Origin of the sequence: Streptomyces sp. NPDC001851, from assembly GCF_040297165.1 — a bacterium.
Classification (GTDB): Bacteria; Actinomycetota; Actinomycetes; order Streptomycetales; family Streptomycetaceae; genus Streptomyces.
This window is the reverse complement of sequence record NZ_JBEOYR010000023.1, coordinates 19,943-43,022: the sequence shown is the minus strand read 5'-3', so window position 1 is coordinate 43,022 and position 23,080 is coordinate 19,943. Positions and strand designations below refer to the sequence as shown.

Annotated in this window: 18 protein-coding genes; 6 read left to right on the top strand and 12 right to left on the bottom strand. The window is 72.0% G+C overall.

Going from position 1 to position 23,080, the window contains the following annotated elements; translation table 11 throughout:
- The first annotated feature begins 29 nt into the window (after positions 1 to 29).
- Complete coding sequence (locus ABT171_RS29640; protein ID WP_351249091.1) at positions 30 to 1,997, top strand: N-acetylmuramoyl-L-alanine amidase; 1,968 nt, start codon at positions 30 to 32, stop codon at positions 1,995 to 1,997.
- A gap of 13 nt (positions 1,998 to 2,010) precedes the next feature.
- Here ABT171_RS29640 and ABT171_RS29635 read toward each other — a convergent pair whose 3' ends face one another.
- The 7 genes from ABT171_RS29635 to ABT171_RS29605 all read right to left on the bottom strand — a co-directional run bounded on the left by ABT171_RS29635 (position 2,011) and on the right by ABT171_RS29605 (position 8,153).
- Positions 2,011 to 2,508 carry a glycosyltransferase family protein gene (locus tag ABT171_RS29635; protein ID WP_351249089.1) on the bottom strand — a complete coding sequence of 166 codons (498 nt, stop codon included), beginning with the start codon at positions 2,506 to 2,508 and terminating at the stop codon, positions 2,011 to 2,013.
- 307 nt (positions 2,509 to 2,815) lie between these two features.
- Positions 2,816 to 3,718 (bottom strand): universal stress protein, encoded by a 903-nt coding sequence (locus ABT171_RS29630; protein ID WP_351249087.1) that lies wholly within the window; start codon positions 3,716 to 3,718, stop codon positions 2,816 to 2,818.
- 136 nt (positions 3,719 to 3,854) lie between these two features.
- Positions 3,855 to 4,097 carry a DUF397 domain-containing protein gene (locus ABT171_RS29625; RefSeq protein WP_351249085.1) on the bottom strand — a complete coding sequence of 81 codons (243 nt, stop codon included), beginning with the start codon at positions 4,095 to 4,097 and terminating at the stop codon, positions 3,855 to 3,857.
- An 82-nt stretch (positions 4,098 to 4,179) separates the two neighbouring features.
- A complete protein-coding gene (locus tag ABT171_RS29620) occupies positions 4,180 to 5,346 on the bottom strand; it encodes a thiolase family protein (protein ID WP_351249083.1) in 1,167 nt (388 codons plus the stop codon).
- A complete protein-coding gene (locus tag ABT171_RS29615; protein WP_351249081.1) occupies positions 5,343 to 6,392 on the bottom strand; it encodes a thiolase family protein in 1,050 nt (349 codons plus the stop codon). Before ABT171_RS29615 ends, ABT171_RS29620 begins: the two co-directional genes overlap by 4 nt.
- The gene (locus ABT171_RS29610) at positions 6,389 to 7,330 is read right to left on the bottom strand and encodes a Zn-ribbon domain-containing OB-fold protein (RefSeq protein WP_351249079.1); all 942 of its coding nucleotides are present in this window, start codon (positions 7,328 to 7,330) and stop codon (positions 6,389 to 6,391) included. Before ABT171_RS29610 ends, ABT171_RS29615 begins: the two co-directional genes overlap by 4 nt.
- A 22-nt stretch (positions 7,331 to 7,352) precedes the next feature.
- On the bottom strand, positions 7,353 to 8,153 hold the full coding sequence (locus tag ABT171_RS29605; RefSeq protein ID WP_351249077.1) for a crotonase/enoyl-CoA hydratase family protein: 801 nt from the start codon (positions 8,151 to 8,153) through the stop codon (positions 7,353 to 7,355).
- Between the two features lie 186 nt (positions 8,154 to 8,339).
- On the opposite strand from ABT171_RS29605, the gene ABT171_RS29600 reads away from it, so the two are divergent.
- Positions 8,340 to 9,956, top strand: a complete 1,617-nt coding sequence (locus ABT171_RS29600) for an acyl-CoA synthetase (protein ID WP_351249075.1) — start codon at positions 8,340 to 8,342, stop codon at positions 9,954 to 9,956.
- Positions 9,957 to 9,989: 33 nt separating this feature from the next.
- On the opposite strand, the gene ABT171_RS29595 is transcribed toward ABT171_RS29600, so the two are convergent.
- Positions 9,990 to 10,703 (bottom strand): alpha/beta fold hydrolase, encoded by a 714-nt coding sequence (locus tag ABT171_RS29595; RefSeq protein WP_351249073.1) that lies wholly within the window; start codon positions 10,701 to 10,703, stop codon positions 9,990 to 9,992.
- A gap of 1 nt (position 10,704) precedes the next feature.
- Positions 10,705 to 11,547, bottom strand: coding sequence for an alpha/beta fold hydrolase (locus ABT171_RS29590; protein ID WP_351249071.1), 843 nt, complete (start codon positions 11,545 to 11,547; stop codon positions 10,705 to 10,707).
- 151 nt (positions 11,548 to 11,698) lie between these two features.
- Here ABT171_RS29590 and paaK point away from each other — a divergent pair, with 151 nt between their 5' ends.
- Positions 11,699 to 13,003 (top strand): phenylacetate--CoA ligase PaaK, encoded by a 1,305-nt coding sequence (gene paaK, locus ABT171_RS29585; protein ID WP_351249069.1) that lies wholly within the window; start codon positions 11,699 to 11,701, stop codon positions 13,001 to 13,003.
- 32 nt (positions 13,004 to 13,035) lie between these two features.
- Here the strand turns inward: paaK and ABT171_RS29580 are convergent, their stop codons facing one another.
- Positions 13,036 to 14,571, bottom strand: a complete 1,536-nt coding sequence (locus ABT171_RS29580) for an acyl-CoA synthetase (protein WP_351249067.1) — start codon at positions 14,569 to 14,571, stop codon at positions 13,036 to 13,038.
- Positions 14,572 to 14,900: 329 nt separating this feature from the next.
- Here ABT171_RS29580 and ABT171_RS29575 point away from each other — a divergent pair, with 329 nt between their 5' ends.
- The 3 genes from ABT171_RS29575 (at position 14,901) to ABT171_RS29565 (ending at position 20,331) form a co-directional block, all read left to right on the top strand.
- Positions 14,901 to 16,244 (top strand): cytochrome P450, encoded by a 1,344-nt coding sequence (locus tag ABT171_RS29575; protein WP_503077116.1) that lies wholly within the window; start codon positions 14,901 to 14,903, stop codon positions 16,242 to 16,244.
- Positions 16,245 to 16,272: 28 nt separating this feature from the next.
- Positions 16,273 to 17,235, top strand: coding sequence for a (-)-alpha-amorphene synthase (locus ABT171_RS29570; RefSeq protein WP_351249064.1), 963 nt, complete (start codon positions 16,273 to 16,275; stop codon positions 17,233 to 17,235).
- 186 nt (positions 17,236 to 17,421) lie between these two features.
- Positions 17,422 to 20,331, top strand: coding sequence for an ATP-binding protein (locus ABT171_RS29565; protein WP_351249062.1), 2,910 nt, complete (start codon positions 17,422 to 17,424; stop codon positions 20,329 to 20,331).
- Between the two features lie 33 nt (positions 20,332 to 20,364).
- On the opposite strand, the gene ABT171_RS29560 is transcribed toward ABT171_RS29565, so the two are convergent.
- Together ABT171_RS29560 and ABT171_RS29555 are read right to left on the bottom strand one after the other, a co-directional pair.
- On the bottom strand, positions 20,365 to 21,918 hold the full coding sequence (locus tag ABT171_RS29560; RefSeq protein ID WP_351249060.1) for an acyl-CoA synthetase: 1,554 nt from the start codon (positions 21,916 to 21,918) through the stop codon (positions 20,365 to 20,367).
- The gene (locus tag ABT171_RS29555) at positions 21,915 to 23,024 is read right to left on the bottom strand and encodes an NAD(P)H-dependent flavin oxidoreductase (protein WP_351249058.1); all 1,110 of its coding nucleotides are present in this window, start codon (positions 23,022 to 23,024) and stop codon (positions 21,915 to 21,917) included. Before ABT171_RS29555 ends, ABT171_RS29560 begins: the two co-directional genes overlap by 4 nt.
- Positions 23,025 to 23,080 lie beyond the last annotated feature (56 nt).

The window sequence follows — 23,080 nt, the reverse complement described above, 5'->3', positions numbered from 1 at the left end:
GCCACGCCCGCCCGTCACAGGAGGCCGCATTGCGAGGTTCCGCCACCGATCCCACGTCCACACCCGGCCACAGACACCTGCGGCGGGCAGCCGTCCCCCTGGCCTCCGCGGCCCTGCTGCTGCCGCTGCTCGGCGCGGCCCCCGCCCCGGGCGCCCCGGACTCCACCGACCAGCTGCAGCAGGCGTTCGCCGCCGCGGCGGCCGACTACCACGTGCCGCAGAACGTCCTGCTGGCCGTCTCCTACCTCCAGTCCCGCTGGGACTGGCACGCGGGCGCGCCGAGCGTGACCGGCGGCTACGGCCCGATGCACCTCACGGACGCCCGGACCGCGCTCGCCACCACGGAGCACCTTGCCGAGGGCACGGGAGACGCCCGTGGCGACACCGCCCGCGCCGCCCTGCACCCCGACATCAGGGTGCCCGCCGTCTCGACGCTCCCGCCCCGCCTGAAGACGCTCCCGAAGGCGGCGGAGCTGACCGGTCTCCCGGCCGAGAGGCTGCGCACCGACCCGGCGGCGAACGTGGCCGGCGGTGCCGCCCTGCTCGCCGCCGCGCAGCGGGAGCTGGGCGAGCCGCTGAGTGCCGACCCGGCCGACTGGTACGGCGCGGTGGCCCGTTTCTCGGGCGCCGACGACACGGCGACCGCGGCGGCGTACGCGAACGACGTGTACGACGTCCTGCGCACCGGCGAGGAACGCACCACGGACGACGGCCAGCTGGTCGCGCTCGCCGCCCAGCCGGGGCTGATCGCCGACACCGCCCAGCTGGCGCGGGCCGGCCTGCGCACGCTGCCGACGGACGGCGTCGAGTGTCCGCGGTCGGTGTCCTGCGAGGCGGTCTGGGCGCCGTACGCGCAGTTCGGGAACGACGACTACGGCAACCACGACCTCGGCGACCGTCCGGTGTCACAGCGCATCAGGTACATCGTCATCCATGACACGGAAGGCGCCTGGGACGGGGTGCTGAACCTGATCCAGGACCCCACCTATGTGTCGTGGAACTACACCGTGCGCTCCACGGACGGTCTGATCGCCCAGCACGTCAAGGCGAAGGACGTGGCCTGGCACGCGGGCAACTGGGACATCAACGCCCGGTCCGTCGGCATCGAGCATGAAGGTTTCCTCGCCGACCCGGACGCCTGGTACACGGAGGCGATGTACCGGTCCTCGGCCCGGCTGGTGAAGTACCTGGCCGGTAAGTACGGCATCCCGCTGGACCGGCAGCACATCCTGGGCCACGACAACGTGCCCGGTCCGACCGCGTCCACCATCCCCGGCATGCACACGGACCCGGGTCCGTACTGGGACTGGCGGCACTACTTCCAGCTGCTGGGCCACCCTTTCCGGAGCACGGCCGGCCGGACGGCCGGACTGGTGACGATCCTGCCGGACTACGCGGCGAACCGGCCGGCCTACACGGGCTGCACCACCGGCGGTGCCGCGTGCCCGGCGCACGGCTCCAGCGAGGTGCGCCTGTACACGGACCACGACGTGAACGCGCCGCTGGTCACGGACATCGGTCTGAAGAAGGACCCGACCACCGACGTGAACGACCTGTCCTCCCGGGTGGCCACGGGCCAGCAGTACGTGGTGGCCGACCGCTGGGGGGACTGGACCGCGATCTGGTACCTGGGCCAGAAGGCCTGGTTCCAGAATCCGCGCAAGGCGCCGACGGCGGTGCCCGCCCGGGGGCTGGTGGTCACACCGAGGGACGGCCTGGCGAGCGTCCCGGTGTACGGCCGCGCCTACCCGGAGAAGGAGGCCTACCCGGCGGATGTCCCGGCCCAGCCGGTCGTCCCGCTGCCGTACACGGTCCCGGCCGGTCAGGAGTACGTGGTCGGTGACGCGGTGCCGGGCGAGTACGACTACTCGGTCACCTTCACCACCGACTCGCACCGGGTCGTGGTGGGCAAGGACCTGTACTACGAGATCCAGTACGGCCACCGGGTCGCCTTCGTCCGCGCCGCGGACGTGACCCTGGAAGGCTCGGCCGGCTAGGGCCTGGCCGGCCTCAGCCCTGCTGGAAGAGCTCCGCCGGGAGCGGCTTCAGCAGGGCGTACAGGTCGTCGGTGATCGGGCGGTCCCAGGCGGCGATGGTGACGAGGACGCCGTCGCTGCGGTCGAACTGCACGCAGGAGATCCGGGACTCGGACAGCTTCAGCCGCCGCACGATCAGGAGGTTGTCGCCCTGGAGGACCGGGGTGTCCTCGACACCGACGACGGTGACGTCCTCGTCGTTCTCCAGCGCGAGCAGCAGCTGGCCCACCTCGAAGGGGATCTCGCCCTCGGCGACCTCGCGGGCCGGGGAGCCCTCGGGGAGGTTGCCGATGATCATGGCGGGGCCGCGGCCGCCGAACAGGTCGTAGCGCAGGAAGACGCCCTGGCAGGTGCCGTCGGGCGCGGGCAGCAGGCCCGCGCCGAGGTTGCCGGGCCAGTCGCCCGGGTCCATGGCCAGCACGTCGAAGTCGGGTCCGGCAGGGGTGGCGCTGCGGCGGCGGAGGAACGACATGCGGCCATGGTACGTGCCCGGACCGCGGTGGGTGACCTGTGGGCGCCGGGGATCGTCCCGTGCGGGGGGCGGCTGGTGAGCAGCGTGGCCGGGGCCGCCCGGATGCGCCCGCGGATGCCTTCCCGGTCGGCCACGCCGTCGTACAGAGCCCTGGGTGGTTCGCCCGCTGCGGGCGGACTCGGCAGCCGCCATCGGGCCGTGGCGCGGGGCACCACAGCCGGGTCCGTGCCGGTCGGCGCCGCAGGGATCGCGGGGGCCGCTCGGTCTGCTCCGCCGCTTCGGCCGCGTCCCTGCCGGGCTGCCGGGCTCACCCCTGCGGCGGTCCCGGCGGCACGACCGCGATCGGGCTCGCGGCGTGCAGCAGGACGGCCTGGGTGACCGAGCCCATCATGCGCGCCGGAGCGAGCAGACGCCGCCGGTGCCGGCCGACTACGACCAGCTCGGCGTCCTTGGAGGCGGCGACGAGGTGGCCGGCCGCGTCGCCGGGCAGCGCCTCGGCGTCGGCGCGGACCTCGGGGTGCCGTGTGCGGTGCGGGGCGAGGAAGCCCTCGGCGAGGGCGCGGGTCTCGTTCTCGACGGCGGCCTGGTCGATCTGGGGCGGCACCAGCTGGCCGGGGGCGGACCAGGTCTGCACCGGCCACGGGTAGGCGGCGATCACCTGGACGCGGGCCTCGCGCCGGGCGGCCTCGGCGAAGGCGAAGGCGAGGGTGGTCTCGTCGGGGCTGTCGGCGTGCAGGCCGACGACCACGCGCGGCCCGGGCTCGGCCGGGCCGCCGCCGTGCACCTGACGGCCGGGCCGGGGTACGACGACCACCGGGCACTCGGCGTCCCGGGCAGCGGCCAGCCCGTTGGACCCGAGCAGCAGGCTGGCGAAGCCGCCGCGCCCCCGGGAACCGAGGACCAACAGCTGGGCGTCCGCGCCGAGTTCCGGCAGCACGGCACCCGGCACGCCCTCCAGGGCGACGTACTCGACGTCCGGCTGCGCGCCGCGGCCCGCGAGCCGGGTGCGCACGTCGTCCAGGACGGGATCGCCCTCCGCCTCGGACGGCCCGGCGACCAGCACGTCGGCCTGGCCCCAGGCGGCGTACTGCCGTACGTGCACCACCCTGAGCGGTGCGGCGCGGCGGCGGGCGGCGTCCAAGGCCCACTCCAGCGCGCGCAGGCTGTCGTCCGATCCGTCGACCGCGGCGATGACCGGCGCAGTGCTCATCGTCCCTCACCTCCCGGAACACGGCCTTTCCGTGCCGGGGCCAGCCTGACGCAGGCGGCGGTCCCGGCGGGCCCTGCTGGTCGCGTGTCCGGAAATCGGCTCGGAACACCCCCGGTTCAGGTCATGTGGACTCGGATCAGGTGAGGTCGAACTCCCCTTCACGGGCCCCGGAGACGAAGGCGCCCCATTCCGCCGGTGTGAAGATCAGGGACGGGCTTTCCGGACGGCCGCTGTTGCGCATCGCGATGAAGCCGTCGACAAAGGCGATCTGGACATCGCCCAGACCCCGGCTGCTGGACTGCCAGTCTGCCTTGCTGAGGTCCAGCTCCGGTTTGTCCCAGCCCGCGAGCGGCTGCTGCTGGATGGTGCTCTCGGCCACGTCCGTGCTCCTCCCGGTTCGTCGTCCGCGGGCCAGCCTAGCGACCGCTCACGACGCCCGACAGGCCACGTGGGGACGACTTTCAGGACTCCGGTGGCCGCGCTCCCACCAGCCACATGGAGAAGAACTGGGAGCCGCCGCCATAGGCGTGTCCGAGCACCCGGCGGGCGCCGTCCACCTGGTGCTCCCCGGCCTGGCCGCGCACCTGGAGGGCGGCCTCGGCGAAGCGGATCATGCCGGAGGCGCCGATGGGGTTGGTGGACAGCACCCCGCCCGACATGTTGACGGGCAGGTCGCCGTCGAGTTCCGTCACCCCGGACTCGGTGAGCTTCCAGCCCTCCCCTTCCTCGGCGAAGCCGAGGTTCTCCAGCCACATGGGCTCGTACCACGAGAACGGCACGTACATCTCGACGGCGTCGATGTCCCGGCGCGGGTCGGCGATGCCGGCCTGCCGGTAGACGTCGGCGGCGCAGTCCTTGCCGGCCTGCGGGGAGACGAAGTCCTTGCCCGCGAACAGGGTGGGTTCGCTGCGCATGGCGCCGCCGAGCATCCAGGCGGCCGGCCGGGGCGCGCGGGCGGCTCCGGCGCGGTCGGTGAGGACCATGGCGCAGGCGCCGTCGGAGGACGGGCAGGTCTCGGAGTAGCGGATGGGGTCCCACAGCATGGGCGACGCCTGGACCTTCTCCAGGGTGATGTCGTGCTCGTGGAGGTGCGCGTAAGGGTTCTTCAGGGCGTTGCGCCGGTCCTTGTAGGCGACGAGGGAGCCGATGGTGTCGGGGGCGCCGCTGCGTCGCATGTAGGCGCGCACGTGCGGGGCGAAGAAGCCGCCGGCGCCGGCGAGGAGGGGCTGCTGGAAGGGGATCGGCAGGGACAGGCCCCACATGGCGTTCGACTCGGACTGCTTTTCGAAGGCGAGGGTGAGGACGGTGCCGTGGACGCGGGCGGCGACCAGGTTCGCCGCCACGAGGGTGGTGGAGCCGCCGACGGAGCCGGCGGTGTGCACCCGCAGCATGGGCTTGCCGACGGCGCCCAGGGCGTCCGCCAGGTACAGCTCGGGCATCATCACGCCCTCGAAGAAGTCGGGCGCCTTGCCGATGACGACGGCGTCGATGTCGGCCCAGGCCAACTCGGCGTCGTCCAGGGCACGCCGGGCCGCCTCACGGACGAGTCCGGCGATCGACACGTCCCGGCGGGCGGCCACGTGCTTGGTCTGGCCGATGCCGACGACGGCCACGGGCTCCTTGCTCATCGTGGATCCCCTTCGAGTACGGCGACCAGGTTCTGCTGCAGGCAGGGGCCGGAGGTGGCGTGGGCGAGGGCGCGGTCGGAGGCGCCGCGGTGGATACGGGCGGCGGCCTCGCCGATGCGGATGAGTCCGGCGGCCATGACGGGGTTGGCGGCCAGCGCCCCGCCGGAGGGGTTGACGCGTACGTCGTCGCCGAGGCGGAGCGCCCTGCGCAGGATCACCTCCTGGGAGGTGAACGGTGCGTGCAGCTCGGCGGTGTCGACGGGCCGTTCGAAGGCGCCGGCCTTCTCGGCGGCGAGCCGGGTGGACGGCGAGTCGGTGAGGTCCCGGACGCCCGGGCCGTGCGCCTCGATGCGGTGGTCGATGCCCCGGATCCAGGCGGGCCGCTCGCACAGCCGCCGGGCCCGCTCGCCCGCGGCGAGGATCACCGCGGCGGCGCCGTCGGAGACGGGCGGGCAGTCGCCGGTGCGCAGCGGCCGGACGACGTAGTCGCCGTGCGGTGTCCGGCCCCTGAGCCGGGCGTGCGGGTTGGCTTCCGCATCCGCACGGCTGCGGGCGCCGATGGCGGCGAGCGCCGGTTCGTCGGTGTGGCCGGCGTCCATGAGGGCCTGTGCCTGGAGGGCGGCGAGGGCTATGGAGTCGGGCCACAGGGGGGCGATGTAGTACGGGTCCAGCTGGCGGGTGAGCACGTCCCGCACCGAACCGGGCGAGCACTTGCCGTAGGAGTACACGAGCGCGGTGTCGGCGTCGCCGGTGAGCAGCTTGGTCCAGGCCTCGTGGAGCGCCCAGGCGCCGTCCATCTCGACGTGGGACTCGGAGATCGGCGGCCAGGCGCCGACGCCGTCCAGGGCGAGGGTGAAGGAGAAGGCGCGGCCGGCGAGGTAGTCGCTGGAGCCGGAGCAGGTGAAGCCGATGTCGGCGGTCCGCAGGCCGGTCTGGGCGAGGACCTCGTGCAGCACCGGCATGAGCATCTCGACCTCGGAGGACTCCTCGGTGGAGCGCCGGTGGTCGGTCTGGGCGAAGGCGACGACCGCGATCTCCCGGGTCACAGCAGCTCCTTGAAGGTGTCGTAGTCGGCGTCGGGTTCGCCGGTGGGCCGGTAGTGGTCGGGGTAGCGGGCGCCCTCGGTCCACACGGGCTCGACGCGCAGGCCCATGCGCACCTGGTCGTAGGGGATGCCGCCGATCCGGGCGTGCAGGGCGAGGTCGGCGCCGTCGAGCGCGATGTGCGCGTAGACGTAGGGCACCTCGATGTCGAGGTTCTTCGCCTTGATGTTGACGATGCAGAAGGTGGTGACTGTGCCGCGGGGACCTACTTCGACCTGTTCCGCCGTGGCGACGCCACATGTGGGGCACGCACCCCTCGGGGGGACGTACACCTTGCGGCAGGAGGGGCAGCGTTCGCCGACGGTCCGCCGGTCGGAGAGGGCGTGGATGTAGTCGGACTGGGCGCGGCCGGGTGAGTAGGTGTAGTCGAGGCGGGCGGGGGCGACGATGCCGGTGAGCGGGTCGGCGAACGCGCCGCTGTGGCCTCCCGGTCGCTCGGGCTCGCCGTCGTACGGCTCGAAGCAGGCGATGTCGGTGATGGCGCCGGTGCGTTCCGCGGCCCAGCGGACGCGGACCCGCATGCCGGTGCGGACGGCGTCGGGGCCGGGTGCGTCGAGAGCGTGCAGCAGGGCGGTGTCGGCGCCGTCGAGCCGGACCAGGACCCAGGCGAAGGGTGTGGTGAGGGGCTGGCCGCGGCGGGGCTCGTGGTTCCAGGCCCAGGTGGTGACCGTGCCCGTGGGGGCGACCTCCACCAGGTCGCGGATCTCCTCGGCGGTGACGGGGTCGTACTCGACGGGCGGGACGAGGGTGCGTCCGTCGGTGGTCTTCACACCGAGGACGACGCGTTCGCGCAGGCCGGTGAGGAAGGCGCTCTGGACGGGGCCGAGGGAGCGGGTGAAGGGGAATTCGACGACGAGGGGTGCTGTGAGGACTTCGGGCATCCTGGGTGACTCCTTCGGCGGTTCAGGCCCGCTTGTAGACGGGTGGCCGTTTCTCCGCGAAGGCGCGGGCGCCTTCCTTGGCGTCGGCGGTGTCGAAGACCGGCCAGCCGCGGGCGAGTTCGGCCGCGAGTCCGTCGGTCTCCGTCATCTCGGCGGTCTCGTACACCGACGCCTTGACGGCCTCGACGGCGAGCGGGCCGCAGGCGTTGATCTGCTCGGCGATCTCCAATGCCCTGGTGAGAGCGGTGCCGTCCGGGACGACATGGCCGATCAGGCCGATGCGGGCGGCTTCCCGGGCGGTGTACGGCCGTCCGGTGAGCAGCATCTCCAGGGCGTGGGTGCGCGGGATCTGGCGTTGCAGCCGGACGGTGGAGCCGCCGATCGGGAACAGCCCGCGCCTGACCTCGAACAGGCCGAAGGTCGCGGACTCGCCCGCGACCCGGATGTCGGTGCCCTGGAGGATCTCGGTGCCGCCCGCGACGCAGTAGCCCTCGACGGCGGCGATGACCGGTTTGCGCGGGCGGTGGTGGCGCAGCATCGCCTTCCAGTGCAGGTCGGGGTCGGCCTTGAGCCGGTCGCGGTAGTGCTCCCCTGCCATGCCGCTCCCGGCCAGCGCCTTCAGGTCCATACCGGCGCAGAAGGAGCCGCCGGACCCGGTGAGCACGATGCAGCGGATCTCGTCGTCCGCGTCGGCCTCGGCCCAGCCGTCGTGGAGGCCGACGAGCATCGGGAGTGAGAGCGCGTTCCGTGCGTCGGGCCTGTTGAGCGTGAGCACCAGTGTGGCGCCCTCGCGCCGCACGGTGAGGTGTTCCGTCCCGCCCATGGGCTTTCTCCCCTCGGTGAGAACGAGAACAGGTTGCAGTAGGCGGCGGGGCACTTCAAGGGAACTTCCAGGGTTTTCTGACAGCCAGTCAGATTTATTGGCGCGGGCCCTTCACAGTTGCGGCGCCCTTTGCTCTGATGACCCGCCAGCGGACGCATACGGGCACGATCGGGGCCAGGAGGAGCGGTGGAGTACAACCTTGCCGACCTGTTCGAGTCGGTCGTCGACGTGGTCCCGGACCGCGAGGCGCTCGTGTACGCGGACCATCCGGGCACCGGCGCGGAACGCCGCCTGACGTACGCGGAGCTGGACGCGGCCGCCAACCGCATCGCCCACCACCTCATCGACAGCGGGATACGCCCGGGCGAACACCTCGGCCTGCACCTGTACAACGGCGTCGAGTACCTGCAGACCGTCCTGGCCTGCCTCAAGGCGCGGATCGTCCCGGTCAACGTCAACTACCGCTATGTGGCAGAAGAGTTGGTATACCTCTACCGGGACGCCGATCTGGTCGCGCTGGTCTTCGAAGCGGAGTTCGCGGACCGGGTGGCGGGCGCGCTGCCGCGGGTGCCGAAGCTGCGGCACCTGCTGCGGGTCGGTCCGGAGACGGCCGGGGTGCCGGGCGCGGTGGCGTTCGCCGGCGCGGAGGCCGCCGGCTCGCCCGGACGGGACTTCCCGGCCCGCTCCGGGGACGACCGGTTCATCATCTACACCGGCGGCACGACCGGCATGCCCAAGGGTGTGATGTGGCGGCAGGAGGACCTGTTCTTCGCCGGGCTGGGCGGCGGGGCGCCGACCGGGGAGCCGGTGAGGACACCTCAGGAGCTGGCCGAGCGGGTCGCCGCGGGCGGCTCCGGGATCACCTTCTTCCCCACTCCCCCGCTGATGCACGGCACCTCCACGCTGACCGCGTTCATCGGCTTCAACTTCGGCCAACGTGTGGTCCTGCACCGCAAGTTCGTCCCGGAGGAGGTGCTGCGGACCGTCGAGAAGGAGAGGGTCACCAGCATGTCGCTGGTCGGCGACGCGATGCTCCGGCCGCTGATCGACGCGCTGAGCGGACCGATGAAGGGCACGGACTGCTCGGCCCTGTTCAGCGTGTCCTCGTCGGGCGCGATCATGTCGGAGACGGTGCGCCGGCAGTTCCGGGAGCTGGTCCCGAACGCCATGCTGCTCAACAACTTCGGCTCCTCCGAGTCCGGTTTCAACGGTACGGCGACGGAGGACTCGGGGCCCGAGCGCGGCTTCCGCATCAGGGTCAACTCCCGTACGCAGGTGATCGATCCGGCGACGCGTGAGCCGGTCGCCGTGGGCGGCATCGGCCGGGTCGCCCAGTGCGGCCATGTGCCGCTGGGCTACTACAACGACCCGCGGAAGACGGCCGAGACGTTCTTCGAGAAGGACGGACAGCGCTGGGTCCTGCTGGGCGACATGGCGACGGTCGACGAGGACGGCGTGGTCACCGTGCTCGGCCGGGGTTCGCAGTGCATCAACACCGGGGGCGAGAAGGTGTATCCGGAGGAGGTCGAGCAGGCGCTCAAGGCGCATCCGGACGTGTACGACGCCCTGGTCGCCGGCGTGCCGGACGCCACGTGGGGCAACCATGTGGCGGCCGTGGTGCAGCTGCGCGAGGGAGCGGCGCGTCCTTCGCTGGCCGACGTCCAGAGCCACTGCCGTACCCGGCTGGCCGGTTACAAGATTCCCCGCCAGCTGGTCATCACGGAGTCCATCCAGCGGTCCCCGAGCGGCAAGGCCGACTACCGGTGGGCCAGGGAGGTGGCGGTCGCCGCCGACCAGCGGTAGCACACCGGGGTGCGCGGCCGCCGGTGCCGGTGGTCACCGGTCGAGGAACTCCCGCACCACCGCGAGGAATTCCTCCGGGCGGGACTCGTGCACCAGGTGCCCCGCGTCCACGGTCACCAGTGTGGCGGCCGGGATCAGCCCGGCGAGCTGCGCCACCTGGTCCTGCGGGATGGGGCTGGTGGGACCGCCCCCGATGACCAGCGTCGGCATGGTGATCCGGTCCATGTGGTCCCACCACACAGGATCGGGCGCGTTACGTTGCGCGTCGGCGGCCCGCACCATCGCCCAGTCGAACGGCAGCTCTCCGGCGGGACGTTCGGCGGGCGGCCGGGGCGGGTCGAGCGGCACGGGAGCGCAGACGTCCTCCAGCACCAGGCGTCGTACCACCCCGGGGTGGCGCTGCGCCAGCAGGTAGGCGACGATCCCGCCCAGCGAATGGCCCACGACATCGGCGCTGTCGAGACCGAGGGCGCACAGCAGGGCATGGACGTCGTCGCTCATCGCCTCGGCCCGGTAGTCCCCCGGCCAGTCGCTGCGTCCGTGGCCGCGCAGGTCGGGGGCGTACACCCGGCGGGGGCGCGGGGACGCCGCGAGCCGCTCGGCGATGTGCGTCCAGTCCCCGCCGTCGGCACCCCGGCAGTGCAGCAGCACGACGGGCGGGGCGTCCACCGGTCCCCAGGCCCGGCAGGCCAGGGTGATGCCGTTCGCCTTGACGGAGTGCAGCGCCGCGGGGTCCCCGCGGGACACGCTAACGGGGCCCGTCCAGGAAGGCGAGGGTGCGCTTGACGAACCACTCCGGGTCGTCCAGCCAGGGGTAGTGACCGGCACCGGGCTGGACGGCGACCTCGGCCCGCGCGAAGGCCTCGGCGGCACGGCGGGCGAGGCTCGGGCACGGACCGCCGTCGAGTTCCCCGGCGTGGACGAGGACCGGCGCGGTCAGCGCGGCGAGGGCGCTGCGCGTCGCGTCCGGGGTGAAGGCACCGTCGGCGAAGTAGCGCTCCCCCGCCTCGTCGTTGGTCTGCTCCAGTTCGGCGTCGGTGTGCGCGCGGGCGGCGTCGTCCCAGCGGCCGTAGAAGAAGGGCAGGAACACGTCGTCGAAGTCCGCGTCGCCCGCCAGCCAGGCCCGGAAGGCGGGGAACGCCCGCGCGAACCACGGCTCGTCCGCGCGCAGCCGGGCCGCGGCCAGCCGGTCCTCGGGGGTCGCCCGCAGCCCCAGGGCGGACGGGTTGGGCGCGATGAGCAGCAGCCGCCGGATCCGCTGCGGATGGCGGGCCGCGTAGAGCATGGCCAGGGCCGCGCCCGCCGAGTGGGCGAGCAGGTCCATGTGCTCCAGCCCCATGTGTGCGCGCCACACTTCCACGTCCTCGACCATGCGGTCGCAGCGGTACGTCGCCGGGTCCGCCGGCAGCCCCGAGTCACCGGTGCCCCGCAGGTCCAGCAGGGCCAGGCGCCGGTGCGCGGCCAGCCCGCCGAGGTCGCCGAGGTAGGCGGAGGCTCGCATGGGCCCGCCGGGCAGGACGACGAGGGGGTCGCCCGCACCCCGCAGGTGGTAGGCGAGCCGGGTCCCGTCGTAGGTGGTGAAGTGCGGCATGCGCATGATCATGCCAGGCCTACGGGACGACCGGCGCGGAAAAATCCGCGCAGCCCTCTTGCCTGGAGTCCGATGGCCTGAATTACTGGCCCCGACGGATCAACCGAATGATCGGTCGTCCGGAATGTGAGGACGCGAGGGAGACGACTCGATGGCGGACGCGACGGATCTGCTCGACGCGGGCGAACGGCTCGGGCCGGAGGAGCTGCGGCAGCTTCAGCTGGAGCGGCTGCGTACCTCGCTGCGGCACGCGTACGACAACGTGCCGTTCTACCGGGAGTCCTTCGACAAGGCCGGCGTCCGCCCCGAGGACTGCCACTCCCTGGCCGATCTGGCCCGGTTCCCGTTCACGACCAAGGCCGACCTCAGGGAGAACTATCCGTACGGCATGTTCGCCGTACCGCGCGAGCGGATCCGCCGGCTGCACGCCTCCAGCGGCACCACCGGGCGCCCCACGGTGGTCGGCTACACGGACAACGACCTTTCCATGTGGGCCGACATGGTGGCGCGGTCGATCCGGGCGGCCGGCGGGCGGCCCGGTGACCTCGTGCATGTGGCATACGGCTATGGGCTGTTCACCGGCGGTCTGGGCGCCCACTACGGCGCCGAGCGCCTGGGCTGTACGGTCGTGCCGGCCTCCGGCGGCATGACGGCCCGGCAGGTGCAGCTGATCCAGGACCTGCGGCCGGCCGTCATCATGGTGACGCCCTCCTACATGCTGACGCTGCTCGACGAGTTCGAGCGGCAGGGCGTGGACCCGCGCGCCACCTCACTGCGCGTGGGCATCTTCGGGGCCGAACCCTGGACCGAGCAGATGCGGCGCGAGATCGAGGAGCGGTTCGCGATCGACGCCGTCGACATCTACGGCCTGTCCGAGGTGATCGGCCCGGGGGTGGCTCAGGAGTGCGTGGAGACCAAGGACGGACTGACCGTCTGGGAGGACCACTTCTATCCGGAGGTGGTGGACCCGATCACGGGTGAGGTGGTCCCGGAGGGCGAGCGGGGCGAGCTGGTGTTCACCTCGCTGACCAAGGAGGCCATGCCGGTCGTCCGGTACCGCACCCGCGACCTCACCCGGCTGCTGCCCGGCACCGCGCGGGCGTTCCGGCGGATGGAGAAGATCACCGGACGCAGTGACGACATGGTGATCCTGCGCGGGGTCAACCTGTTCCCGACCCAGATCGAGGAGATCGTGCTGCGCACTCCCGGCGTGGCGCCCCACTTCCAGCTCCGGCTGACCCGGGAGGGCCGGCTGGACCGGCTGACCGTACGTGCCGAGGCCCGCCCGGACGCGGACCCGGAGACACGGGACGCGGCGGCCCGGTCCATCGCCGCGGCGGTGAAGGACGGGATCGGGGTGTCGGTCGACGTGGAGATCGTGCAGCCGGAGTCGCTGGAGCGGTCCGTCGGCAAGATCCGGCGGATCGTGGACCTGCGCCCCAGGGAGGCCGGGTAGGGCCGCCGGTGCCCCCATGGGGCCCGCGCCGATCACGTCGCCGTACGGGTGACCGCCGTCGAAGGCCCCGGCCGGCCGCTGAAGCGAGTGCGCAGTTCGCGCTTGAGGATCTTCCCGCTGGCGTTGCGCGGCAACTCGGCCACGAACAGCACCCGCTTGGGCGCCTTGAAGGGCGCGAGCTTCCCCTTCACGTGCTCGATGAGCTGATCCTCCGTCACCTCGCCGCGCGGGACGACGACCGCCGTCACCGCCTCGATCCACCGCTCGTCGGGCAGGCCGATCACGGCGGCCTCGGCGACGGCGTCATGGGTGTAGAGCGCGTCCTCGACCTGCCGCGAAGCCACCAGGACTCCACCGGAGTTGATGACGTCCTTCACCCGGTCGACGATCGTGAAGTAGCCGTCGGCGTCGCGCACCGCGAGGTCGCCGGAGTGGAACCAGCCGTCCCGGAAGGCCTCGGCGGTCCCCTCGGGCTTGTCCCAGTAGCCCTCGCACAGCTGGGGTGAGCGGTAGACGATCTCGCCGGGCGTGCCGTCGGGCACGTCCTTGCCCGTGTCGTCCACGACGCGCGCGTCCACGAACAGGACGGTACGGCCGCAGGAGTCCAGCCGGCCCTCGTGTTCGTCGGGGCCGAGCACCGTGGCCAGCGGGCCGATCTCGCTCTGTCCGAAGCAGTTGTAGAAGGCGAGCCGAGGCAGGCGCTCGCGCAGCCGCCGCAGGACCGGGACGGGCATGATCGACGCGCCGTAGTAGGCCTTGCGCAGGCCGGCGAGGTCGCGGGTGGCGAAGTCGGGCCGGTTGGCCAGGCCGATCCACACGGTGGGCGGCGCGAACAGGCTGTCCACGCGGCCCGCTTCGACGAGGTCGAAGAGCCGGTCCCCGTCCGGCGCGTCCAGGATGATGTTGCTCGCGCCGACGGCGAGGTACGGCAGGAGGAACACGTGCATCTGCGCCGAGTGGTAGAGCGGCAGCGCGTGCACCGGCCGGTCCCCGGCGCTCAGGTCGAGTGCCGTGATGGCGCTCAGGTACTCGTGCACCAGGGCCCGGTGCGTCATCATCGCGCCCTTGGGCAGGGCGGTCGTACCGGAGGTGTACAGCAGCTGAACCAGGTCCTCGGTGCGGGGTTCGGGCCCGTCGTACGGCGGTGTGTCCGGCAGCCGGGCGAGGAGCGAGCCCTCGGCGTCCCGGAGCGGCAGCACGCGTACCCCGTCCGGGAGTCGGCCGGCGAGACCGGGGTCGGCGAGGACGAGGGTGCTGCCGGACTGGCCGACGAGGTAGGCGAGGTCGTCCCCGGTGAGGTTCTGGTTGACCGGTACATGGACCAGGCCCGCGCGGGCGCAGGCGAGGAAGCCGATCAGGTAGGCGTCGGAGTTGTGGCCGTAGGCGCCGACCCGGTCGCCGGGCGTGAGGCCCTGCGCGAGCAGGAGCGAGGCCGCGCGGGAGACCGCGTCGTCGAGTTCCTCGTACGTCCAGCGGCGTTCGCCGTACTCCACCGCGAGGCGGGCCGGGGTGCGCCGGGCGCTGCGGCGCAGCACCCCGTCGACCGTGCTGCCGTGTCCCTGCGTCATGGCTCATGATCCTCGGGGCGTCGGGGAGGCAGGTCAAGCATCAACGGGCATGCACCGAGTGCAACGTTCTGCTTCTGCGTGCTCCTGTGCGCCCCTTTGGAGAAAGGATTCCGGACACCGTGCACCGTTGAACCTGGGCAAGACAAGTCTCAGGTCAAGTCCGTAGCACGTTCACACAATTCGCGTGTCACGTCGCGCAGGAGGTATCCATGAGCCGTGCTGTGCCTGAACAGGAGCGAGCCTGGAGGACAGGTACTGCTCCCGGCATATTCCCGCTCCTTGGCCACGGTATCGCCTTCTACCGTCGACCGCTGGCGTTTCTGAATTCTTTGCCCGCGCACGGAGATCTGGTCGAGATACGACTGGGCCCCCAGCGCGCCTGGATGGTGTGCCACCCGGAGCTGGCCCACGAGGTGCTCATGGATCCGCACACCTTCGACAAGGGGGGCCCGCTGTACGACAGGCTCGGGAAGCTGATGGGAGACGGTCTCGTCACCTGCCGCCAGGCGACGCACCGGAACAAGCGGGCGCTGCTGCAACCCGGCTTCCGTCCCTCCCGCGTCGCCGACTACACGGACCTCGTCACCGAGGAGGCCGAGTCGGTGTGCGACGCGTGGTCGGCGGGGCAGCCGGTTCCCGTCACCGAGGCGATGATGACCCTCACGACCCGCGTGATCAGCCGGGTCCTGCTCTCCGGCTCGCTGGACGACACCACGACCGCCGAGGTGCGGGAGTGTCTCACCGACGTCGTCCGTGGCCTGTTCGTCCGCACGGTCGTACCGGTCGACGCCCTGTTCCGCCTCCCTGCACCCGCCAACCGCCGCTACCGGCGCGCGCTTTCCCGTCTGCACGCGATCATCGACGCGGTGATCGCGGAGCGCCGCCGGGGTCCCGACCGCGACGACGTGCTGGGAACCCTGCTGACCGCCGCGCGCGGCGACGGGGAGGCGGCGGCGATCACCGACCAGGAGGTCCACGACCACCTGATCACACTGCTGCTCACGGGCGTCGAGACCCAGGCCCTGTCGCTCGCCAGCGCTTTCAGCCTGCTGGCCCGCCATCCGGCGGTGGAGCGCCGCCTGCACGCCGAGCTCGACACCGTCCTCGCCGATGGCCGGCGGCCCGGTCCCCGCGACCTGCCGAACCTCGTCTACACCCGGTGCGTCTTCTCGGAGACGCTGCGCCACTCGTCACCCGGCTGGCTCTTCACCCGTGTCACCACCAGGGAGACGGAACTCGCCGGGTGCCGGCTGCCCGAAGGAGCCACCGTCCTGTACAGCCCCTACCTCCTGCACCACGATCCCTCGTCGTTCCCCGATCCCGAGCGCTTCGACCCCGACCGCTGGCTGCCGGGGCAGCCCACCGCCGGTCAGCGCCGGGCGATGATGCCGTTCTCCGCAGGCAACCGCAAATGCCTCGGCGACGAGTTCGCGATGGTGGAGGCCACCCTGGCGCTCGCGACCATCGCCGGCCGCCGGCGCCTGCGCCACCTGCCGGGGTATGCCGATCAGAAACCGCGCCCCGGGATCACCATGGGGCCGCGTGCACTGGTCATGACCTGCGAACCCCGTTCCCGCGTGCTCTCCGCCGCCTCGCTCACGCCCCGAACAACAGCAGCCCGGCGCACATCGGACATCCAGACGGCAGGTGACCACATTGTCGACAACACATGAGGAAGTCACGCTCGGTCCACCGGACCGAATGCCGCTCTCCAACCTCCGGGACCTGATCGACGCCAACATCCACATGCCTTTCCCCTTCCGGCGCAACCCTGCTGAAGCCGCAGCCGCGGCCGGCGTCGACGCATGGCTGAGGGTATGGGGGCTGACCGACGACCCGGATGTGGCGGCGATGATCGCCCGTACCCGCCCCGCCGAACTCGCGTCCCGCACCAGCCCCGCCGTGGACGCCGGTCTCCTCCAGATCGTGGCGCGCCAGATCGCTTACCAGTTCGTCTTCGACGACCTTGCGGAGGACCTCGGCCGGCACTCCCCGGGCAGGCTGCTGCCCATGCTGTGCGAAAGCGTGGACATCCTGCGCGACGGCCGGCCGCCCAGGACTCCCCTCGGCGCGGCCCTGGCCGATCTCCACCGGCAGGTCCGGGAACGGTGCACACCCGCACAGGCCGCTCGATGGGCCGGGCAGAGCCGTGAATACGTGCACGGCCTGTTGTACGAAGCGGTGGCCCAGACCCACCCCTTCCCCCTGCGCACCGGCGACTGCACCTCCATACGGTCGCTGACCGCGGGCGTCGAGCCGTTCTACCCGCTGTACGAGGCCGCCCAGCCCCACGCACCGACCGCCGCGGAGGTCCACCATCCCGTGGTGCGGCGACTGAACCGGCTGTCGGCCGACGCGGCGGTGTGGACAGCCGACCTGTTCTCCGCGGTGAAGGAACAGCGCGCGGGCGAAATGATCAACCTGGCCCTGGCCCGCCGGCGCGAGCACCGGTGCTCTCTGCAGACCGCCGTGCTCCTGGCCATCGAGGAGATCAACAGCACGATCGAGGAGTTCCAGAGGCTCTATGACGGGATCAAACCGGAGTTGAGCCCCGCGGGCGTCGGCTATGTGGAGTGCATGATCGGCTGGATCCGCGGGTGCTACGACTGGTCCCGCACCGTGCCGCGCTACGCGGATGTGACGTCGGTGCCCGCCGTACCGTAGACCGTCCTGGCGTGCTCCTGCCACAGCATCACCGGGAGCTGCCCATCCGTGCCTGATACCCGGCGGACGGGCATTCTCCCACCTGTAGTTCATGATTCACCCGATGGTGCCCAATCCGGTCTGTCACACCTCGGCGAGGCGTACTCTCGGCTGTCCTGAGCCGAATGACAGAAGGCGGTACGGCACATGGCGATGGAGCCGCGGCACCCGGTCACCGAGCAGCGGACGTTGATCGAGCGCCGACGGGAACTTCAGGCGCTCGACACCGCGTTCAAGGAACTGCGACGCACGACCGACGGCGTGCCGCGGGCGAGGCACAGGGGACTGCTCGCCTTCAGCGGACCGGCCGGACTGGGCAAGACGGCTCTCATCACGCAGGCACGTGAGCGGGCCGCGGCATCCGGATTCACCGTGCTGTCGGGCAGAGGCGCGGAGACGGAACAGCGATCGGCGTTCCGCGTGGTGCGCCAGTTGGTGCAGCCCTGGCTGGCCAGGATGGAGGGGGCGGAGCTCCGCGCCCTCCTCGGGAGCTGGTACGACGTGATGGCCGGCGTGCTCGGTCTCGAGGCGAGGGGCCCTGCCCCGGCACCGGACCCGACCGGGGTCCGCGAAGGCCTCGACTGGGTCATGACGCGCCTCATCATGAAGAAGGCGCCCGTGGTGCTGCTCCTGGACGACCTGCACTGGGCGGACGCCGAATCCCTCAGCTGGCTCGACTCCTTCGCGTCACGCGTCGACGACCTTCCCCTGCTGATCGTGATCGCCTACCGGCCCGACGAGCTGCCGTCCGACGCGGGTGAACTCCGCACTCTCGTCGGACATCACGGGGACCGCCCCCACGACCTGGCACACCTCACCGCCGACGGCGTGGCGCAGATCATCAGGACCGAGGTCGGTGAGGCGGCCGAGGACGTCTTCTGCAAGGAATGCTGGTCGGCCACCGGCGGGAGCCCCTTCGAAACGGTGGAGCTCGCCATCGGGCTCGGCAAGCGGAAGCTGAGCGGCACCGCGGACGACCTGCCCGCGATGCGCGAACTCGCCGCGGCGATCAAGGGCCCGGGCCTGATCGAGCGTCTGGAACGGCTCGACACCGCAACCGTCCGCTTCGCGCACACCGCTGCCGTACTGGGTTCGCCCTTCTCACCGCAGCTCGCCGCGACCATCGCGGTGCTCGGCGAGGAGGCCGCCGCCGAGGCGGCCCAGAAGCTGCGCGCGGCCCGGATCCTCACCGACGGCCAGGGGCCCGAGGGGGAGCTGGAATTCGTGCACCCGCTGATCGCCACGACGATCTACCGGTCCATCCGGACCGGCTTCCGGGCCGGTCTGCACAACGCGGCCGCGGAGGCCGTGCTGGCCGCGGGATACGGCCCCACCGCCGCCGCACGGCATCTGCTGGAGGTGCCCTGTGAGGGCAGCACCGAGACGGTGGCATGTCTACGCGAGGCCGCTCGCGAGTACCTTCGCGCCGGGGCCACCGAGGCCGCCCGGCGCCTGCTGAACCGCGCGCTGCAGGAGCCGCCCCTTCCCGAGGACCGTGCCGCGGTTCTGCACGAACTCGCGTGCGCCACGTTCCTGATCGAGCCCACGGCCACGGTGCGGCATCTTCGCCAGGCGCTGGCGGAGCCCGACGTCGACCCTGATCTGCGCGCCTCCATCGTCTATCGGCTGACGACGGCGCTGGCCCACACCGACCGGATGGCCGAGGCCGTCACCGTGGCCGCCGAGGAGGCACGGCAGGCCACGAATCCGCGCGTCAAACTGCGGATGCAGGCCGATCAGTTCGTCTGGAGCACGATGCGCGCCGACGATCCCGACTCACCCGCCCGCTCCCGGACGCTTTCGCGCCTGGCCGAGCAGCTGCCCGGTCGCAGACTGGAGGAGCGTTACATCCTGGGACTGCGGGCCTGGGATGCCGTCCTGCGCGGCGAACCGCGCCGGACCGCCCTCGCGTACGCCGAGAAGTCGCTGCGTGGCGGCATGAGCTGGACCGACGAGAACCGGGGCTTCGAGGTACCCCTTTCCGTCGCCTTGGTGTTCATGTACGCCGACCAGCCGCGGCGGGCCGAGGAGCTGTTCGAGAAGGGGATCGCCGAGTGCGTGGGCAAGGGCTGGCACGGCTCGCACCTGGCCTTCGGCCAGACCATCGCCGGCTATGTGCGCTACCACCGCGGTTGCCTGGCGGAGGCCGAGGAACTGGTCCGCGAAGGCCTGCGCATCGCCGGGAAGGTGGAAGGGGTCGTGGCCGCCCAGTGGTACGGCGTCAGCGTCCTGATCCAGACGCTGCTGGCCCGTGGGCGCGTCGCCGAGGCTCGCGCACTCGCCGACGACCACCACTTCGCTGAGATGACACCGAACGCCGTCATCTATCCGGACCCGCGCACCGTGTACGCGGAGCTGCTCCTGGCGGAGGAACGGCACGCGGAAGCGGCCAGGCTGCTGTCCGCGGTCGGGAACTGGCTGGACGGACGGGCCTGGCGCAACCCGGCATGGTGCCCGTGGCAGCTGCGGCTCGCGACCGCGCTCGCCCCCACCGACCCGGACGCGGCGATCGCCCACGCCCGGGACGCCGTCCGCCGTGCCCGGCACTTCGGCGCCGCCTCCATCGTCGGCCAGGCCCTGCACACCCTTGCCGAGGTGACCGGCGGGACCGCAGCACTCGACCTGTACGCGCAGGCCGTCGACCACCTGGAGCAGTCGCCCGCCGCCTACGAACTCGCCCGCGCCCAGATCGGCCACGGCGCCACGCTGTCCCGCAACGGGCGGCTGCAGGAGGCCGCCGACCGGCTCTACCAGGGCCTGGAGGGAGCCGTCCACTGCGGAGCCGAGGGACTCGCCGCCCGGGCCAGGGCAGAGCTCTCGGCAGCCGGACTGCGCCCGCTGCCGCTGCGCTACGTCCAAGTGGACACGCTGACCGGCCAGGAACGCCGTACGGCCGAACTGAGCGTCCAGGGGCATCCGGTGTCGGTGATCGCCAAGGAACTGCGCCTGACCGAGCAGGGCGTGCGGCAGCTGCTCTCCAGCGTCTACCGCAAGGCCGGCACCGACGCCGCCGGTCTCGCCGGGTTCCTGGAGGGCGGTCCGCACCACCGCCCTTGAGGCCGTGCGTCCCGGCTTCGCTCCGGGGCGCGGTCACACCGCCCGCGTACGCCCCTGCCAGTACGGGTCCCGCAACCGCCGCTTGTACAGCTTGCCGTTCGGATCGCGGGGCATCTCCGCGATGAAGTCGACGCTCTTGGGCCGCTTGTAGCCGGCGAGCCGCTCGGCGCAGTGGCCGAGGAGGGACGCGGCCAGGTCCGGGCCGGGGTCGTGCCCGGGGGCCGGTTCGACGACCGCCTTGACCTCCTCCCCCCAGTCGTCGTGCGGGATGCCGAAGGCGGCGGCGTCGGCGACGGCCGGGTGGGAGAGCAGCACGGACTCGATCTCGGCCGGGTAGATGTTGACCCCGCCGGAAATGATCATGTCGATCTTGCGGTCGCGCAGGAAGAGGTAGCCGTCCTCGTCCAGGTAGCCGAGATCGCCGACGGTGAAGAAGTCGCCGATGCGGTTCTTGCGGGTCTTGGCCTCGTCCTTGTGGTAGGAGAAGCCGCCGGTGCTCATCTTCATGTAGACGGTGCCCAGTTGTCCCGGCGGGAGCCGGTTGCCGTCGTCGTCGAAGACCGCGAGTTCGCTGATGGGCCAGGCCCTGCCGACGGTGCCGGGCTTCTTCAGCCAGTCCTCGGCGGTGGCGAAGGCGCCGCCGCCCTCGCTGGCCGCGTAGTACTCCTCCACGCAGTGGCCCCACCAGTCGATCATGGCTCGCTTGACGTGGTCAGGGCAGGGGGCGGCACCGTGGATGGCGTGCCGCATGGACGAGACGTCGTAGCGGGCCTTCACCTCGTCCGGGAGGGCGAGCAGGCGGTGGAACTGGGTCGGGACCATATGGGTGTGGGTGCACCGGTGGGTGTCGATCAGGCGGAGCATCTCCTCCGGGGTCCACTTGTCCATCAGGACCAGCCGGTGGCCTATGTGCAGGGACGCGCCCGCGAACTGCAGGACCGCTGTGTGGTAGAGCGGTGAGCAGACCAGGTGGACGTTGTCGTCGAACGGCTTGATGCCGAAGATGCCGAGGAAGCCGCCCAGGTAGGCCTCCTCGGGTGCCCTGCCGGGCAGCGGGCGGCGGATGCCGCGCGGGCGTCCGGTCGTACCGGAGGTGTAGTTCATGACCCAGCCGAGTTCCCGGCCGTCGGGCGCGGACTCCGGTTGTCCGTCCAGTAGTCGGGGGTACGGCCGGAAGCCCTCGACCGCGCCGACCGCGTACCGGTGTGTGCCCGGGAGACCGGCCTCGTCGGCGGCCCGGCGCGCCGCGTCGCCGAACCGCTCGTGGGCGATGAGCACCTTGGCGCCGGAGTCGGCGACGATCCAGGCGATCTCGGGGCCGACCAGGTGGTGGTTGACCGGGACCAGATAGAGGCCGGCCTGGGTGGCGGCCAGGTAGGCGGTGAGGAACTCGACGCCGTTGGGCAGGACGACGGCGAAGGCGTCACCGCGCTCCAGGCCGGCCGCGCGCAGGCCGTGGACGAGCCGGTTGGCGGCGGAGTGCAGGCGCTTGGCCGTCCACTCCTCGCCGTCCGGGGCGATGAGTACCGTGCGGTCCGGGTCGCCCGTGGCCTGGGCCCAGAATCCGGCGGGGGGCGTGCTGGTCACGTGCCGCTCCTTCCGGCGATGCGGTTGATGCGGTCCACGGCCTTCTCGAAGCCGCGGGTGAGGTCGTCGAAGACGGCCTGGACGCTGCGTTCGCTGCTCATCCGGCCGACGATCTGGCCGACCGGGGTGCCGAGCAGCGGTTCGGCCTCGTACTTCTGGATGCGGGAGACCGCCTCGGCGACCAGCAGGCCCTGCAGCGGCATGGGCAGGGTGCCGGGTCCGGCCGGGTCGTCCCAGGCGTCGGTCCACTCGGTACGCAGCTGGCGTGCGGGCTTGCCGGTCAGGGCACGGGAGCGGACCGTGTCGCCGGAGCCGGCGGTGAGGAGCTTGCGGGTCAGGGCGGGTGAGTGCAGGTCCGCTTCTGTGGTGGTGAGCCATATGGAGCCCAGCCACACACCCTGCGCGCCGAGTGTGAGCGCGGCAGCCACCTGTTGCCCGCTGCCGATGCCGCCGGCGGCCAGAACGGGCAGCGGGTCGACGGCGTCCACGATCTCGGGTGTGAGCACCATGGTGGCGATCTCGCCGGTGTGGCCGCCGGCCTCGTAGCCCTGGGCGACGACGATGTCGATGCCCGCCTCCCGGTGCTTGCGGGCGTGCCGGGCGCTGCCCGCGAGCGCGGCGACCAGCACGTCCCGGTCGTGGGCGCGGGCGACGACATCGGCGGGCGGGGAGCCGAGGGCGTTGGCGAGCAGCTTGATCGGGTAGTCGAAGGCGACGTCGAGCTGGGTGCGGGCGACCTGCTCCATCCAGCCGGTGATGCGCCACCCGGACGCCTCCCCCTCGGCCAGCTCCGGGACGCCGTACCTGGCGAGGGTCTCGCGCACGAACTGCCGGTGCCCCTCGGGGATCATGGCCTCGACATCCTCCTCGGTCACGCCCTCGACCTTCTTCGCGGGCATGACGACGTCCAGGCCGTAGGGCCGGCCGCCGGTGTGTGCGTCGAGCCAGTCGAGGTCGCGTTTGAGGTCGCCGGGGGCGGTGTAGCGGACCGCGCCGAGCACGCCGAAGCCGCCGGCCCGGCTGATGGCCGCGGCGACGGCGGGGAACGGCGTGAAGCCGAAGACGGCGTGCTCGACTCCCAGTGTCCTGCTCAGCTCCGTCTGCATGGGCGCAGGATGCCGCAGCCGGCCGGACGACGGAAGGGCTTTCCTGACTGAGCGTC